The following is a 13,916-nucleotide window of genomic DNA, read 5'->3' on the forward strand; positions in this document are numbered from 1 at the left end:
GATCCCACCTGCCTGCATGGAAGAAGAGAGGGTCACAGCCCAGAGGCTATACGAGCCTTGCTGTTATTAAAAATTTCCCATAATGTCTTTTCACATAAGAAAGAAAATAGCATCTACTTCTCTCATTTGTGAAAGACTGGCTTTTGCGGGAACATCTCGATCTGACCGATCGGCGGCTGGTGAAACAGCTGTCGCAGGACGCGCAGCCGGGCATCAACCGGCTCGCCGAGATCTTGGCGATTTCGGTGCCCACCGTGCGCTCGCGGCTGCGCAATTTGCTCGACCGCAACCTGCTCAAGATCGTCGGCCTGCTGAACCTGACCGAACGGCCCGAGCTGATCTCGGCCATTGTCGGCATCAACGCCCAGGGGCGCGGCCGGGCCCGTGAACTGGCGCAGCGCATTTCCGAACTGCCCTTCGTCAACTCGGCATCGGTGGTCACCGGGCGCTTCGACATCATCGTCGACGTGACGGTGGCCGGTGACGTCGCCGATCTCTACCGCGTCACCAGCGAACTGATCCCCGGCGCCGGCGAGCCGGGCGAGGTCGTGCGCAGCGAGACCTTCGTCGTCATGGCGTCCTGCAACAAATGGGTCAGCCTGCCGGAAGGCTGCTGGTCGGACGACCGCAAGGAGCCGGCATGAGGATCGCGGTTCTCGGCGGCCTCGGCCTGCAAGGCCGGGCGGCCATCGCCGATCTTGTCGCCAGTGGCGTCGAGGAGGTGATCTGCGTCGATACCACGCCGGACGGCACGGCCCGGCTGGCTGATCTGACTGACCTTTCCCGCGTGCGCTTCGTCATGCCCAACGGCGCGATCGGGCCGGCGCTGGCCGATGTGCTGGCTGACGCCGACGCCGTCATAGATTTGCTGCCGCAGCCGCTGATGCGCGAGGCGGTGCAAGCCGCCATCGCGACCCGCACGCCGCTGGTCACCACCAATTACGGCAAGGCCATCGCCGATCTGGCGCCGGAAGCCGAACGCGCCGGTGTTTCGATCATGACCGAATGCGGGCTCGACCCCGGCATCGACCTCGTGCTCTACGCCCGCGCCGCAAAACAGTTCGATGCGATCACATCAATCGATTCCTATTGCGGCGGCATCCCCGAGCCGAAGGCGATGGCCAAGCCGCTTTGCTACAAGGTGAGCTGGAACTTCGACATGGTCCTGGTCAGCCAGAACCGCGACAGCGTCATGATCGAGGACGGCAAGCGCGTCGAAGTACCCGCCGCGCGCCAGCATGACAGCCCTTTCATCCATGAGATCGAAGTCGCCGGCCTCGGCCGGCTGGAAGCCTTCCCCAATGGTGACGCGCTGCATTATGTCGAGATGCTTCCCTCCGCAAACGGGCTGCGCCGCTCCGGCCGCTACACGTTGCGCTGGCCGGGATGGTCGGCCTTCTGGGCGCCGTTGAAGGAGCTTGGTTTTCTCTCCGAGGACAAGGTGCCCGGCACCTCCAGCAGCCCGCGCGAATTCCTCGGCCGGCTGCTCGGCCCGCAACTGCAATACGGCCCCGGCGAGAAGGACCTTTGCGTGATGCGCAATGTCTTTTCCGGCCTCGAAGGCGGCCGCGCCAAGACCGTGACATCGGACCTGATTATCGAGCGCGACCTGACCTCGGGCCTGTTCGGCATGAGCCTCGGCGTCGGCTATCCCGCCAGCATCGTAGCGCAGATGCTCGCGCGGCGCGAGATCACCACGCCGGGCCTTTTGAACCCGCTGCTCGACGTGCCCGACGAACCCTTCTTCGACGAACTGGCCAAACGCGGCATCAAAATTGCCGAGACGATGGCCTGGGACTGAGGATTTTCGAACGGTGGCCGCCGCCGGCAAACGGCGCCGCCGCTCAAAAAAGCGCCCAAGGGAATCCGCGGGCAAACAACAACTGGGAGGAATGCCAGAATGAAGATTGCCAGACTTTTCATTGCCGGACTTGCGCTCGCGGGCTTGACCGCTGCCGCCAGCGCCGGAACGCTGGACGAGATCACCAAGCGCGGCGAATTGCGCGTCGCCGTACAGACGCAAGGTCCGCCCTTCTCGCTTGTCGGCGCCAATGGCGAACGCACCGGCAGTTCGGTCGAACTCGCCGAGCTGATGGCCAAGGAAATGGGTGTGAAGATCACCTTCCTCGACTTCGACTGGGACGGCCTGATCCCAGCGCTCTTGTCGGGCAAAGCCGATCTTCTGGTCGCCGACATGACGCCGACGCTGGCGCGCGGCATGAAGGTCGCCTTCACCACGCCTTACATGTACACGGGCAGCACCGTCTTCACCAAGGCCGACAGCAAGTTCAAGACCACCGAGGACTGCAAGGCCAAGGGCACCAAGATCGCGGTGCTGCTCGGCGCCACTGGTGAGAAGGAAGCCAAGGCCGCCTTCCCCGATGCCGACATCAAGAGCTACAAGGGCGGCGGTCCGCTGCTGCTCGACGCGGTCAACAACGGCCAGGCCGATTGCGGCGTCAACGACGTCTCGGCGGTCAAGGGCCAGTCGACCGCCTATCCGGCCGGCACCTTCACCATCATGCCGGAGCTGCTGTCGAAGGAGCCGCTTGCCTTCGCCACCCGCTATGACGAGCCGGACCTGCTTATCTGGATGAACCTGTTCCTCAATCAGGTCACCATCGACGGCCGCCTGCAGAAGAACCTCGACTACTGGGTGAATTCCGACGCCTGGAAGAAAGACCACTGAGGAATTAGCGAATAGGAATTAGGCAGTAGGGAATAGTGAGTGGTGAATAGCCATTCCATTCCGACACACTCCCCTACTGCCTACTGCCTACTGCCTACTCACTACTCACACCGCTGCGCGCCATGCTCGAAAATTTCAGTTTCCGCACCATCGTCGAATACCTGCCTTTGTTCGGCCAGGGCCTGGTCACGACCGTCTGGCTGTCGGCGCTGTCCTTTGTCGGCGCGCTCGTCGTCGGCATCGTGCTGTGCGCCATGAATTTGCAGCGCGGCTGGCTGTTTCGCGCGCCGGCCAAGGCCTATATCGACGCTGTGCGCGCCACGCCCTTGCTGGCGCAGCTCTATTTCCTCTATTTTGGCCTGCCGCGACTCGGCTTCGTGCTGCCGGAACTCGTCGTCGGCATCCTCGCTTTGTCCTTGAACAGCGGTGCCTATATCTCTGAAATCATTCGCGCCGGCATCCTGTCAATCCCGCGCGGCCAGGTCGAGGCCAGCGTCGCTTCGGGCATGACCTACACGCAGCGCATGCGCCTGGTCGTGCTGCCGCAAGCCTTCAAGGTGACGATCCCGCCGCTGCTCGGCCAGGCGATCGTGCTGGTCAAGGATTCCGCGCTGCTGTCGCTGATCTCGGTTGCCGAGCTGACGCGCGCCGGGCAACTGCTCGCCTCCGACCGCTTCATGCCGGCGGAAGGCTTTCTCACCATCGCCGCCTTCTATTTGCTGCTCTACTACGGCCTGAAGGCACTGGCCGTTCTCTCCGGCCGCTGGCTCGGCACGGCGGGGGCGCGCGCATGATCTGGCAACAATTCCTCAGCCTCGCCGGCTCCTATCCGCTGGCTCTGCGCGGCCTCGGCATGACGGTGGTGCTGTCGCTGATCAGCCTGGTGCTCGGCACCTTGCTCGGCTTCGGTCTCGGCATCCTGCGCACCGGCGGCAACCGGCTAATCTCCAGTGTCATCGGCGCCTGGGTCGACCTCATCCGCGGCACGCCGTTCCTGGTGCAGATCTTCCTGATCTTCTTCATCCTGCCGGAGTTCGGCATCGAGCTCGACGCCTTCACCGCCGGCATCATCGCGCTGACCAATCTCGCCGCCTGCTTCATCTGCGAGATCGTCGCCGCCGGCATCCGTTCGGTGCCGACGGGCCAGGTCGAGGCAGCGCTGGCGTCCGGCCTGTCGCGCTGGCAGCGCATGCGCCAGGTGGTGCTGCCGCAGGCGATGCGCATCGTGCTGCCGCCACTTGTCGGGCAATATGTGCTCTTGATCAAGGATTCCTCCGTCGTCTCGGCCATCGGCCTGACCGACCTCACCCGCGTCGGCTGGCTGGTGGTGCAGCGCGTGCCCAACGGCCTGCTGGTCTTCTTCCTCGTCGGCGTCGGCTATTTCATCGTCTGTTATCCGCTGATCATGCTGGCCCGCCGGCTCGAACGTCGCATGGGCGCGGCGCATGGCGAGGTGCAGCTGTGACATCGAACCCCAAAGGGCCAAGCACTATGACCAAAGCGGGCATGACCCAACCGGGCCTGACCAAGACCGGCATGATCGACTTTCGCGGCGTCAACAAATGGTTCGGCGCGCTCAACGTGCTCAAGGATATCACGCTCAGCGTCGAGCCGCGCGAAGTGGTCGTCGTCTGCGGCCCGAGCGGCTCGGGCAAGAGCACGCTAATCCGCTGCATCAACGGCCTGGAGACGATCAAGGATGGCGACCTCGTCGTCGACGGCCAGCGCGTCGGCGACCCCGCCACCAACATGACGCAGCTGCGCACCGAGATCGGCTTCGTCTTCCAGTCCTTCAACCTCTACCCGCACAAGACCGCGCTCGAAAACGTCACGCTCGCTCCGATCCATGTCCGCAAGATCCCGCGCGCCGAGGCCGAGCATGCCGGGCGCGAACTGCTGGCCAAGGTTGGCCTCGCCGACAAGGTCAACGCCTATCCGGCGCAGCTCTCCGGCGGCCAGCAGCAGCGCGTGGCGATCGCCCGCTGCCTCGGCATGCGGCCCAAGATCATGCTGTTCGACGAACCAACCTCCGCCCTCGACCCCGAAATGATCTCGGAAGTGCTCGACGTCATGGTGGCCGTCGCCGAGGAAGGCATGACCATGATGGTGGTGACGCATGAGATGGGCTTTGCCCGCAAGGTCGCCCAACGCGTTGTGTTCATGGACGCCGGCGCCATCGTCGAAAGCGGCACGCCCGACGAGTTCTTCTCACACCCCAAGACCGACCGCAGCCGCGCCTTCCTGAGCAAGATTCTCAGGCACTGAGGACGGCGAAAGGCCGTCGATCAGTCCGGCGGCCGTTAGCGTTGCGGTGCCAACGGATCTGTACGCCGTTCGGGTCAAATATTCAGTCCGATCATGGACCGGGCGAGCGGCTGCCCTTCCGCTGGAAGCGAAAGGGCAAACCGTCTGAGATGGGCGGCTCAGGCCGCCGTCGGGTAATCCGTATAGCCCCTGGCATCGCCGCCATAGAACGTCGCCTTGTCGGGGGCGTTCAGGTCGGCATTGCGCTTCAGCCGGCTGACGAGGTCGGGATTGGCGATGAACAGCTTGCCGAACGCGACAAGGTCGGCATAGCCGTCCCCGACGGCCTTTTCGGCCAGTTCCTTGTCGTAGCCATTGTTCACCAGCCAGGCGCCGGTGCCGCCGGCCTTGCGGTAGGCGGCCTTGAGCTCGTCGTAGTCGAACGGCCGGTCGCCTTGGCTGAAGTCGCGCGCGCCGCCGGTCGCGCCTTCGACGATGTGGATATAGGCGAGGCCCCGGCTGCCGAGGCCCGTCACCACATGGTTGAAAAGCGGCTGCGGATCGCTGTCCGAAGCGTCGTTGGCGGGCGTCACCGGCGACAGCCTGATCCCGGTCCTGCCGGCGCCGACAGCGCCCGTGACCGCGTCGACCACCTCGAACAGGAAGCGCGTCCGGTTCTCGATCGACCCGCCATACGCGTCGCCGCGATGGTTGGTGCCCGAACGCAGGAATTGGTCGATGAGATATCCGTTGGCGCCATGGATCTCGACGCCGTCGAAACCCGCCACCTCTATCGCCGCCTTGGCGGCGCGGCGGAAATCATCGACGATGCCGGGAAGTTCGGCCGTTTCGAGCGCGCGCGGCTCGGAAGTCTCGGCGAACTCGCCGCTGCCATCCGGCTTGACCAGGAACGTCTTGGAGTTTGCTCGGATCGCCGACGGCGCCACCGGCTTGCCGCCGCCGGGCTGCAATGTGTTGTGCGAGATGCGTCCGACATGCCAGAGCTGCACCACGATCTTGCCGCCGCCCCTATGCACGGCATCGGTGACACGCTTCCAGCCGGCAAGCTGATCCGCGCCATAGAGGCCGGGCACGTTGGCGTAGCCCTGGCCCTGATGGCTGATGGCGGTGGCTTCCGTCACGATAAGACCAGCCGTGGCGCGCTGGCTGTAATAGGTCACCGAGAGGTCGCCGGGCACCGCATTGGGCGAGCGATTGCGCGTCAGCGGCGCCATGACGATGCGGTTCGCCAGCGTCAGGTCGCCGGCCCGCAAGGGATCAAAGAGGGTAGTCATGAGAAATGCCTTTCATGCATTCTGGGGGATCGGGGGAGGATCGTCAGAGATCGGACAAGGCGGCCTGAAAGGCAGCGATGGTTTCCTCGTTGCGCTTGTAGAACACCCATTGGCCGACCCGACGCGTCGTCACGAGGTCAGCCGACGCCAGCGTCGCCAGATGCGCCGAGACGCTGGACTGCGCCAAGCCGCGATGGTCGAACTGGCTGGCGCAGACCCCCATCTCGAGCGGGTGCGCCTGCGCAGCGAAGTGCTGTTCAGGCTCCTTCAGCCACGCCAGGACATCGCGTCGAAACGGATGCGCCAGTGCCTTCAATATGATGTCGCGGTCCATCTTCACCTCGCATCGATCTCTCTCGATATATAGATCGGGTAGAGCCGATATGGCAGGAAATCCATGCCATTTTCGAAGGCAATCGGAGCAAACTGGTCTCTGGACACGGCACGATGCCGGAAATAGCGCGGCCGGGCGCCAGCCTCCGCGGCGAATGCGCCACCATCGCGTCAGGTGACCGCCAGCACCTTGCCCGTATCGTGCTGGCGCACGAAATCGACGCGCTTGCCGTCCCAGTGGTAGGAGTAGTGCCGGCCTTGCACCGGCACGGGGATGACGTCGGGCCAGAAGATGCCGATGCATTGCCCGTCCGGCATGCGCACGCTGTTCCAGACAAGCCCGTCGCTGCCCCCTGCCCGCAGCGCCCGCCCCTCCGCCTGCGAGGCGGTGTAGTCGTCCGGGTCGAGCACGCCGGGCACGGCGTTGACGTCATCGAGGTCGCGGTCGACGCTGCCGATCAGCACGCGAAAGTCAGCCGTCCAGCCGGGATCCTCATGGTGGCACGCATGAAATTCTGGTGATGGTGGATGGTTTCGGCGAGCGCCACGTCCTCGCTGTCGCCGGCATAGTAGAGGCCGTAGCTGCCATCGGAGAAGCGGCCGGGCCGCAGCGTCGAACAATGCACGAAGGGCGCCAATGCGGGGCACTTGAAACGCTTTCCAAGGAACCGTCGATTCCCATCGTGTTCGATGCTGAGCTCAATGAGTATCACATCGTTGGAACTGGTCAGCAGCAGGTCTTGATCTATCACTGCATCTTCTGCGGCGGACAAACGCCAGACTCACGCAGGGACGAGCTTTTCATGCATGTGACCAAAGAAGAATTTGAAAAGCTTAGGAAGGCGACAAACGGCCTGAAGACGGTGGACGATGTTGTGGGGGCTTTTGGGCCACCGGACTTCGACCATCCAGCCGGAATCAGTTCCACCGAACCCGTCGGTCTCGGTCCGCGCAGAACCACCGACTTTAGACAGATGACCTTCAGTTCCCTATCAGACACCGCAGATGTCCACGTCGCCATAGGTTTGAACGACAAGGTCCAATTCAGCTTTACGCCCAAGCCCGTAGCGCGAGACTGACGGCAAGATACAGATGATCGACGCCGCCATTGCTCGCGTCCATCAGGAATCCACGCTTGCAGACTCGGCGCGAGATACTCTACTCCCCCCAGCACCTGCGCCTTGCAGGCCGGGCTCAGATCCGACAGATGCTTCTTCAGGCATGGGCCGGCGCTACCGTTCGGAAAGTGCGGGCAGAGCCGCTGCCGGTCGCGCACTGCGAGGCACAGAATTGGAGCTTCAATAATTTTGTGAAGTATATAGACAAGGCCGCCACGCCAACTATTCCTGCGTGGCGGCCTTGGATGCCAACAAATGAACCGTTTCAGCCGGCGTTGCGTTGCCGCCGGCCACATTGTGTCGTGCCCTACTCCGCCGCCTCATACCCGGCGATGCCCTTGATCTCGAGGAAATCCTCCAGCCCGTATTCGGCATATTCGCGGCCGTTGCCCGACTGCTTGTAGCCGCCGAAGGGCAGGCCGGCGTCCCAGGTCGGGTAGTTGATGTAGACATTGCCGGAGCGCATGCGTGCCGCAACGTCGCGCGCCTTCTGGATGTCCTTGGCCTGGATGTAGGAGGCAAGGCCGTAGACGGTGTCGTTGGCCTGCTCGACCGCCTGTTCGACCGTGTCATAGGGCAGGATCGCCAGCACCGCGCCCGAAGATTTCCTCGCGCGCGATGCGCATGTCGTGGGTGACGTCGGCGAACACCGTCGGCCTGACATAGTAGCCGCGGTTGAGTTCGGCCGGGCGGCCAGGGCCGCCGGCGACCAGCGTCGCGCCTTCGTCGATGCCGGCCTGGATCAGGTCCTGGATCTTGTCGAACTGCACCTGGCTGACGACGGGGCCAAGCTTGGTGTTGGCGCCGTCGGCCGGGCCGACCACGAACTTCTCAGCCGCCGCCTTGGCGTAGCCGGCGGCCTCGTCATGACGGTCGCGCGGCACGAACATGCGGGTGGGCGCATTGCAGGACTGGCCGCTATTGCCGAAGCAGCCGGCGACGCCCTTGGTGACGGCGCGGGCGAGGTCGACATCCGGGAACAGGATGTTGGCCGACTTGCCGCCCAGTTCCTGGTGCACGCGCTTGACCGTATCGGCGGCGGCCTTGGCCACCAATATGCCGGCCCGGGTCGAACCGGTGAACGACATCATGTCGACGTCGGGGTGGCTGGACAGCGCCTGGCCGACGCCCGGGCCGTCGCCATTGACGAGGTTGAACACGCCCTTCGGCACGCCGGCTTCGTCGATGATCTCGGCGAAGATGATGGCGTCGAGCGGCGCGATCTCCGACGGCTTCAGCACCATGGTGCAGCCGGCGGCAAGTGCCGGGCCGACCTTGCAGGTGATCTGGTTCAGCGGCCAGTTCCACGGCGTGATCAGGCCGACGACGCCGATCGGCTCCTTGACGATCAGCGAGGAACCTTTGGCGTGGCGGAACTGGAATGTCTTCAGCGTCTCCGCCATCTTCTCCAGATGCGCCAGGCCGACGCCGACCTGGCTGTCGAGCGCCATCTGGCGCGGCGCGCCCATTTCACGCGACACGGCAAGCGCCAGGTCCGTGGAGCGCTTCTTGTAGACCGCGATGACGCGGTTCAGGATATCGAGGCGCTCCTCCACCGAGGTGAAGCCGAACGAATTGAAGGCGCGCTTGGCGGCGGCCACCGCCTTGTCGACATCGGCCTTGGAGCCGAGCGAGATCTGCGCGAAAACATCCTCATTCGACGGATCGATGACATCGAGTGCGTTGGGCACGACAGGATCGACCCACGCGCCGTCGATATAGAACTGCAGATTGTGTGACATGGTTTCTCCTTGGGGTGCCGCAGGGCCGTTCCGACCGTGATATCCAGCTAGAAATAACGATGCGCGAACCGCACCGTCAAAGGCAACCCCCGAAGTGGTTGAGCCAGCGCGCCAGTGATTGAGCCAGAGGCGTTGGGCCAGAGAACCCAGCCGTTTTCGACGGCATGGGATGGATTACAGCAGCGTGTGTCCTGCCTCGACCAGATGCTGTCGCGCCGCTTCCTGGTCCGCCGCTTTCACCAGCAGGTGATCGCCGTCGAAGGTGGACACCAGGAAGATGCCCAGCTCGTTTTCCGACAATGGCCGGATGACCGACAGCACGATGCCGGTTTCGTCGAAAGCAAAGGGTCCCTGCAGTTTGAAGGCGACCCAGTCGCCATCGTGCTTGACCGTGCCTGGAACACGATCCTGCAGGCAGGTGATCGAAAGCTCGTCGTCGGTCCTGGTCATGCTGACGAAGCCTGGCCCGTCCGCCCAGCCGGGAATGCCGTCGCCCGCTCCGAGCCGCGAAATCGCGTACGAGCCGGGAAGTTGCCTCAATTTGACCCTGGCTACCATCACCGTATCCATGCCTCCGATTTGCCCTCTATCGCGTCAATCTCTTGCTCATATAGACCGTCATGCCGCCCATGAACGGCTCCTCCCGGTCGATCGTATAGCCATGCCTTTTGTACAACAACACATTGGCCTCGAAGGCGCCATTGGTCAGCAGGCGCAGCTCAAGGCGGCCTGCTTCGAGCGCCTTCCGCTCGGCCCGCTCCAGCAGCAGCCGGCCGATCCCCCTGCCCTGCGCCTGCGGCGCGACGCAGACATTCTCGATCCACAAATGATCGCCGGCCAGCATGGTTTCGATCATGCCGACGATGCGGCCGTCGGCGACGGCGAGCTCGAACGGATGCTCGGCAACGGCCTTCCCGTAGTCGGCGCGCATCGGCAGCGGCTCGCGGCCGATCACCGGCACCCATTTGCCATAGGCTGATCGCACGATGTCCCTGATCGCGGCGGCGTCAGCGGGTTCGGCCGGCCGAAACCGGATGGAAGAATTGATGGTCATGACAATGCTCCAGACATGAAAACCCCCGCCGGCGGTGTCGCGGGCGGGGCTGGAAACGAACGAACCGGATCTATCCTGCCGGCCTTTGTCGTCGCGCAATCAGCTCGCCGCTCCGCACTGTGCAGTGGCGGCGTCGCTGTGTATTTGTGGGCGCGAGGGCGAACATGACGCCAAGCTGGAGCATGAGGCGCGGCGCGTCAAGATGTCGGGATTGGCCCAAGCCCCCCGCCTTCGTCATCCACCGGCGGAGCGAGGGGCGGCAGCGGCGTCGCGGAGACCCGAGGGTCCATGCCGCGACCTTGCTGACAGGCGCAGCGGAGCAGGATTCCGAACCGTAGTGGCGCGTTGGAGTCCCGGCATGGATCCTCGGGTCTGCGCCGCGTCGCTTCGCTCCTTGCTCCGCCCGTGGATGACGAAGTGTTGGTGCTTCAGCCAATCGCCAAAGGCGTGATGCGAACGAGCGTCAGACGTCCCCGTCGCGCGCCTAATACTCCTGCGCCGTCGGCCTGAACAGGATCTCGTTGATGTCGACCTCGTCGGGCTGGCTCATGGCGAACACCACCGTCCTGGCGAAGGAATCGGCGGGGATGGCCACCCGGTCGTAGAGCGCGCGCACGCCCTGGGCGACATCGGGCTCGGTGACGCTGTCGGGCAGTTCCGTCGCCACGGCGCCGGGCGAGATGATGGTGGTGCGGATGTTGTAGGGTTTCACTTCCTGCCGCAGCCCTTCCGAGATGATGCGCACCGCGTGCTTGGTGGCGGCATAGACCGCGCCGCCCGGCCCGACCTTGTGGCCGGCGACCGACGATACGTTGATGATGTGGCCGCTCTTCTGCGTCTTCATGTGCGGCAGCGCCGCGGCGATGCCGTAGAGCACGCCCTTGATGTTGACATCGATCATCCGGTCCCAATCCTCGACCTTGCCACGTTCCAGCGGCGAATGCGGCATCAGTCCGGCATTGTTGATAATCACGGCGACGCGGCCATGCGTCTTGACCGCATGGTCGACGAGCCGCCGGACCTGGCCGACATCGGTGACGTCGGTCTGCATGATGGCGTCCTTGCCCAGCGAAAGCTCGGCGGCCAGCGCCTCGAGCCGGTCGAGGCGGCGCGCGCCCAGCACCAGCTTCGCGCCCTCCTTGGCCAGCAGCCGCGCGGCGGCTTAACCCAGCCCGCTGCTGGCGCCGGTGATGACGACGACCTTGTTCTTGATGTTGTCTGTCATGGGATTTTCCTTCCGCCTCAGCGATCGATCCTGGCCGCCTGTTGCGGCGAATAGCGCTCGCCTTGCACGGCAATCGCCGAGACCGCGTTTTCGATGTCGGCAAGATCCTCCGCCGTCAGCGCGACGGCCGCCGAGCCGATGTTCTCCTCGAGGCGATTGAGCTTCGTCGTGCCGGGGATCGGGACGATCCAGGGTTTTTGCGCCAGCAGCCAGGCGAGCGCGACCTGCGCCGGGGTCACCTTCTTCTGCGCAGCAATCGCGACGATCGCGTCGACCAGCGCCTGGTTGGCTTTGCGCGCCTCCTCCGCGAAGCGCGGCACGGTGTTGCGGAAGTCGCTGCTGTCGAACCTTGTATCGGCATTGATGGCGCCGGTGAGGAAACCCTTGCCCAGCGGGCTGAAGGGCACGAAGCCGATGCCCAGTTCTTCGAGCACTGGCACGATCGCCTCCTCGGGTTCGCGCCACCACAGCGAATATTCGCTTTGCAGCGCGGCGACCGGCTGCACCGCATGGGCGCGGCGGATGGTGCGCACGCCCGCTTCGGAGAGGCCGAAATGCTTGACCTTGCCTTGGCCGATCAAGTCCTTCACCGTCCCCGCCACCTCCTCGATCGGCACGACCGGATCGACGCGGTGCTGGTAGAGAAGATCGATGCGGTCGGTCCTCAGCCGCTTGAGCGAGGCCTCGACGACGTCGCGAATATGCTGCGGCCGGCTGTCCATGCCCTCATGTCCGGCCGTGCCGGCGATGTCGATGCCGAATTTGGTGGCGATCACCACCTGGTCGCGGATCGGCCGCAGCGCCTCGCCGACGACCTCTTCATTCTTGAACGGCCCATAGACCTCCGCTGTGTCGAAGAAGGTGATGCCGCGCTCGAACGCGGAGCGGATCAGGCGAACGGCATCCGGCGTCTCCATCGGCTGCCCGTAGGAATGGCTCATGCCCATGCAGCCGAGGCCGATGGCCGAGACTTCGAGACCGTTCTTTCCAAGTGTGCGCTTTTGCATTTCAATTCTCCTTCGGTGTGATCCGCACTGTGGCGGCGCGGGCGCGCGCCGCGATCATCGGTGCGAGATAAGGGCTGGCTGCGTATTTCGCCCGGTAGGCGTCGTCGATGCGGGCGTTGACGGTTCCCTCGACTGCTTCGAAGGCAACGTCCCTGGTCAGGCCGGCGGCAGTGATGCGTCCGGCCTTCTGCCTGATCGCGGCCCGATACCAGCGCGACTGCTGACCGTTGTAGCCGCGCACATAAAGCGCGCCGTCGGCAACGACCGACCAGATCCAGGTCGGCGTGCCCAGGGTCACGCCGTCATCGCGCAAAGGCGAAATATGCAGATCGTCGGTTGCCGCGATTCTCTCGAGTTCGTCCTTCGACCAAGGCATTTTCCTATTCCTTTTTCTCGGCATCCGCCTGCTCGAAAACCTTGCGGGCAACGCCGATCGCCGTGCTGGCAACCGGCCATCCGGCGTAAAAGGCGAGATGTGTGATGGTTTCGATGAGTTCGTCGCGGGTGACGCCATTGTCGAGCGCCCGCTTCATGTGGAAAGGCATCTCGTTGACCCGGTAGTTCGAGATCAGGCTGCTGACGGTGACGAGGCTGCGGTCGCGCGGCGAAAGGCCGGGCCGTTTCCAGACATCTCCGAACAACACATCGTCGGTGTATTTGCCGAGCGCGGGCGCGATATCGGAGAACGGATTCCTGTGCGGCACTGGTTTATCGATCATTTTGGTTTCCTTCGTTGCGGTATCGGTTCGAGCGCAAAGCGCTGATGCCTGCTCAAACCGCGTATTGCTCGTCGGTGACATGCTCCATCCAGTCGACGACCTTGCCGTCGAGGGCCTCAGCGATGGCAATGTGGGTCATCGCCGTGGTCGGTGCCGCGCCATGCCAGTGCTTTTCGCCGGGCGCGAACCAGACGATGTCGCCGGGGCGGATAGGCTCGACCGGGCCGCCCTCACGTTGAACTAGGCCGGCGCCCGACAGGACGATCAGCGTCTGGCCAAGCGGATGCGTGTGCCAGGCGGTGCGCGCGCCGGGTTCGAAAGTCACGGTGGCGCCGCCGACGCGGGCCGGCTCGCTGCCCTTGAATGGTGCGTCGATGCGCACCGTGCCGGTGAAGTAGTCGGCTGGACCTTTCGCGGAAGGCTGCGAGCCGCTTCGCTTGATGTCCATGGTTTCTCCTTCTAGACGCCGGACAGCACGCTGCCCCAGGTC

The 13,916-nt window shown here is 64.2% G+C and carries 15 protein-coding genes and 3 pseudogenes; 7 read left to right on the forward strand and 11 right to left on the reverse strand.

Annotated features, from left to right (window positions below; genetic code table 11):
• The first annotated feature begins 143 nt into the window (after positions 1-143).
• The 6 genes from ACVILI_RS26115 (at position 144) to ACVILI_RS26140 (ending at position 4,954) form a co-directional block, all read left to right on the forward strand.
• Entirely contained in the window at positions 144-644 is a 501-nt protein-coding gene (locus ACVILI_RS26115; protein WP_010910740.1) for an Lrp/AsnC family transcriptional regulator, read from the forward strand.
• Positions 641-1,801, forward strand: a complete 1,161-nt coding sequence (locus tag ACVILI_RS26120; RefSeq protein ID WP_038648384.1) for a saccharopine dehydrogenase family protein — start codon at positions 641-643, stop codon at positions 1,799-1,801. Before ACVILI_RS26115 ends, ACVILI_RS26120 begins: the two co-directional genes overlap by 4 nt.
• A 99-nt stretch (positions 1,802-1,900) precedes the next feature.
• On the forward strand, positions 1,901-2,689 hold the full coding sequence (locus tag ACVILI_RS26125) for an ABC transporter substrate-binding protein (protein ID WP_064985891.1): 789 nt from the start codon (positions 1,901-1,903) through the stop codon (positions 2,687-2,689).
• A gap of 122 nt (positions 2,690-2,811) precedes the next feature.
• The gene (locus tag ACVILI_RS26130) at positions 2,812-3,483 is read left to right on the forward strand and encodes an amino acid ABC transporter permease (RefSeq protein WP_019859627.1); all 672 of its coding nucleotides are present in this window, start codon (positions 2,812-2,814) and stop codon (positions 3,481-3,483) included.
• Entirely contained in the window at positions 3,480-4,154 is a 675-nt protein-coding gene (locus ACVILI_RS26135; protein ID WP_019859628.1) for an amino acid ABC transporter permease, read from the forward strand. Before ACVILI_RS26130 ends, ACVILI_RS26135 begins: the two co-directional genes overlap by 4 nt.
• 26 nt (positions 4,155-4,180) lie before the next feature.
• A complete protein-coding gene (locus ACVILI_RS26140; RefSeq protein ID WP_276315085.1) occupies positions 4,181-4,954 on the forward strand; it encodes an amino acid ABC transporter ATP-binding protein in 774 nt (257 codons plus the stop codon).
• Between the two features lie 158 nt (positions 4,955-5,112).
• On the opposite strand, the gene ACVILI_RS26145 is transcribed toward ACVILI_RS26140, so the two are convergent.
• The 3 genes and pseudogenes from ACVILI_RS26145 to ACVILI_RS26155 form a co-directional block, all read right to left on the reverse strand.
• A complete protein-coding gene (locus tag ACVILI_RS26145; RefSeq protein ID WP_038648394.1) occupies positions 5,113-6,228 on the reverse strand; it encodes an alkene reductase in 1,116 nt (371 codons plus the stop codon).
• Between the two features lie 43 nt (positions 6,229-6,271).
• Positions 6,272-6,562 (reverse strand): ArsR/SmtB family transcription factor, encoded by a 291-nt coding sequence (locus tag ACVILI_RS26150; protein ID WP_032931173.1) that lies wholly within the window; start codon positions 6,560-6,562, stop codon positions 6,272-6,274.
• 170 nt (positions 6,563-6,732) lie between these two features.
• Positions 6,733-7,199: pseudogene (locus ACVILI_RS26155) on the reverse strand (RES family NAD+ phosphorylase); the annotation flags it as partial.
• Here ACVILI_RS26155 and ACVILI_RS26160 point away from each other — a divergent pair.
• Positions 7,182-7,640 carry a hypothetical protein gene (locus ACVILI_RS26160; RefSeq protein WP_038648403.1) on the forward strand — a complete coding sequence of 153 codons (459 nt, stop codon included), beginning with the start codon at positions 7,182-7,184 and terminating at the stop codon, positions 7,638-7,640. The pseudogene ACVILI_RS26155 and the gene ACVILI_RS26160 overlap by 18 nt on opposite strands.
• Before the next feature lie 346 nt (positions 7,641-7,986).
• Here ACVILI_RS26160 and ACVILI_RS26165 read toward each other — a convergent pair.
• The 8 genes and pseudogenes from ACVILI_RS26165 to ACVILI_RS26200 form a co-directional block, all read right to left on the reverse strand.
• Positions 7,987-9,421 (reverse strand): annotated as a pseudogene (locus ACVILI_RS26165) (aldehyde dehydrogenase family protein).
• A gap of 174 nt (positions 9,422-9,595) precedes the next feature.
• Complete coding sequence (locus tag ACVILI_RS26170) at positions 9,596-9,979, reverse strand: ACT domain-containing protein (protein ID WP_038653068.1); 384 nt, start codon at positions 9,977-9,979, stop codon at positions 9,596-9,598.
• A 28-nt stretch (positions 9,980-10,007) separates the two neighbouring features.
• The gene (locus ACVILI_RS26175; protein WP_038648409.1) at positions 10,008-10,475 is read right to left on the reverse strand and encodes a GNAT family N-acetyltransferase; all 468 of its coding nucleotides are present in this window, start codon (positions 10,473-10,475) and stop codon (positions 10,008-10,010) included.
• Between the two features lie 484 nt (positions 10,476-10,959).
• A pseudogene (locus ACVILI_RS26180) lies at positions 10,960-11,700 on the reverse strand (SDR family oxidoreductase).
• A gap of 17 nt (positions 11,701-11,717) precedes the next feature.
• Entirely contained in the window at positions 11,718-12,707 is a 990-nt protein-coding gene (locus ACVILI_RS26185; protein WP_019859639.1) for an aldo/keto reductase, read from the reverse strand.
• A gap of 1 nt (position 12,708) precedes the next feature.
• Positions 12,709-13,083, reverse strand: a complete 375-nt coding sequence (locus tag ACVILI_RS26190) for a DUF2255 family protein (RefSeq protein WP_038648412.1) — start codon at positions 13,081-13,083, stop codon at positions 12,709-12,711.
• Positions 13,084-13,087: 4 nt separating this feature from the next.
• Complete coding sequence (locus ACVILI_RS26195) at positions 13,088-13,426, reverse strand: carboxymuconolactone decarboxylase family protein (RefSeq protein WP_038648415.1); 339 nt, start codon at positions 13,424-13,426, stop codon at positions 13,088-13,090.
• 52 nt (positions 13,427-13,478) lie between these two features.
• Positions 13,479-13,874 (reverse strand): (R)-mandelonitrile lyase, encoded by a 396-nt coding sequence (locus ACVILI_RS26200; RefSeq protein ID WP_038648418.1) that lies wholly within the window; start codon positions 13,872-13,874, stop codon positions 13,479-13,481.
• Between the last annotated feature and the right edge of the window lie 42 nt (positions 13,875-13,916).

Source organism: Mesorhizobium sp. USDA 4775 (assembly GCF_054062655.1).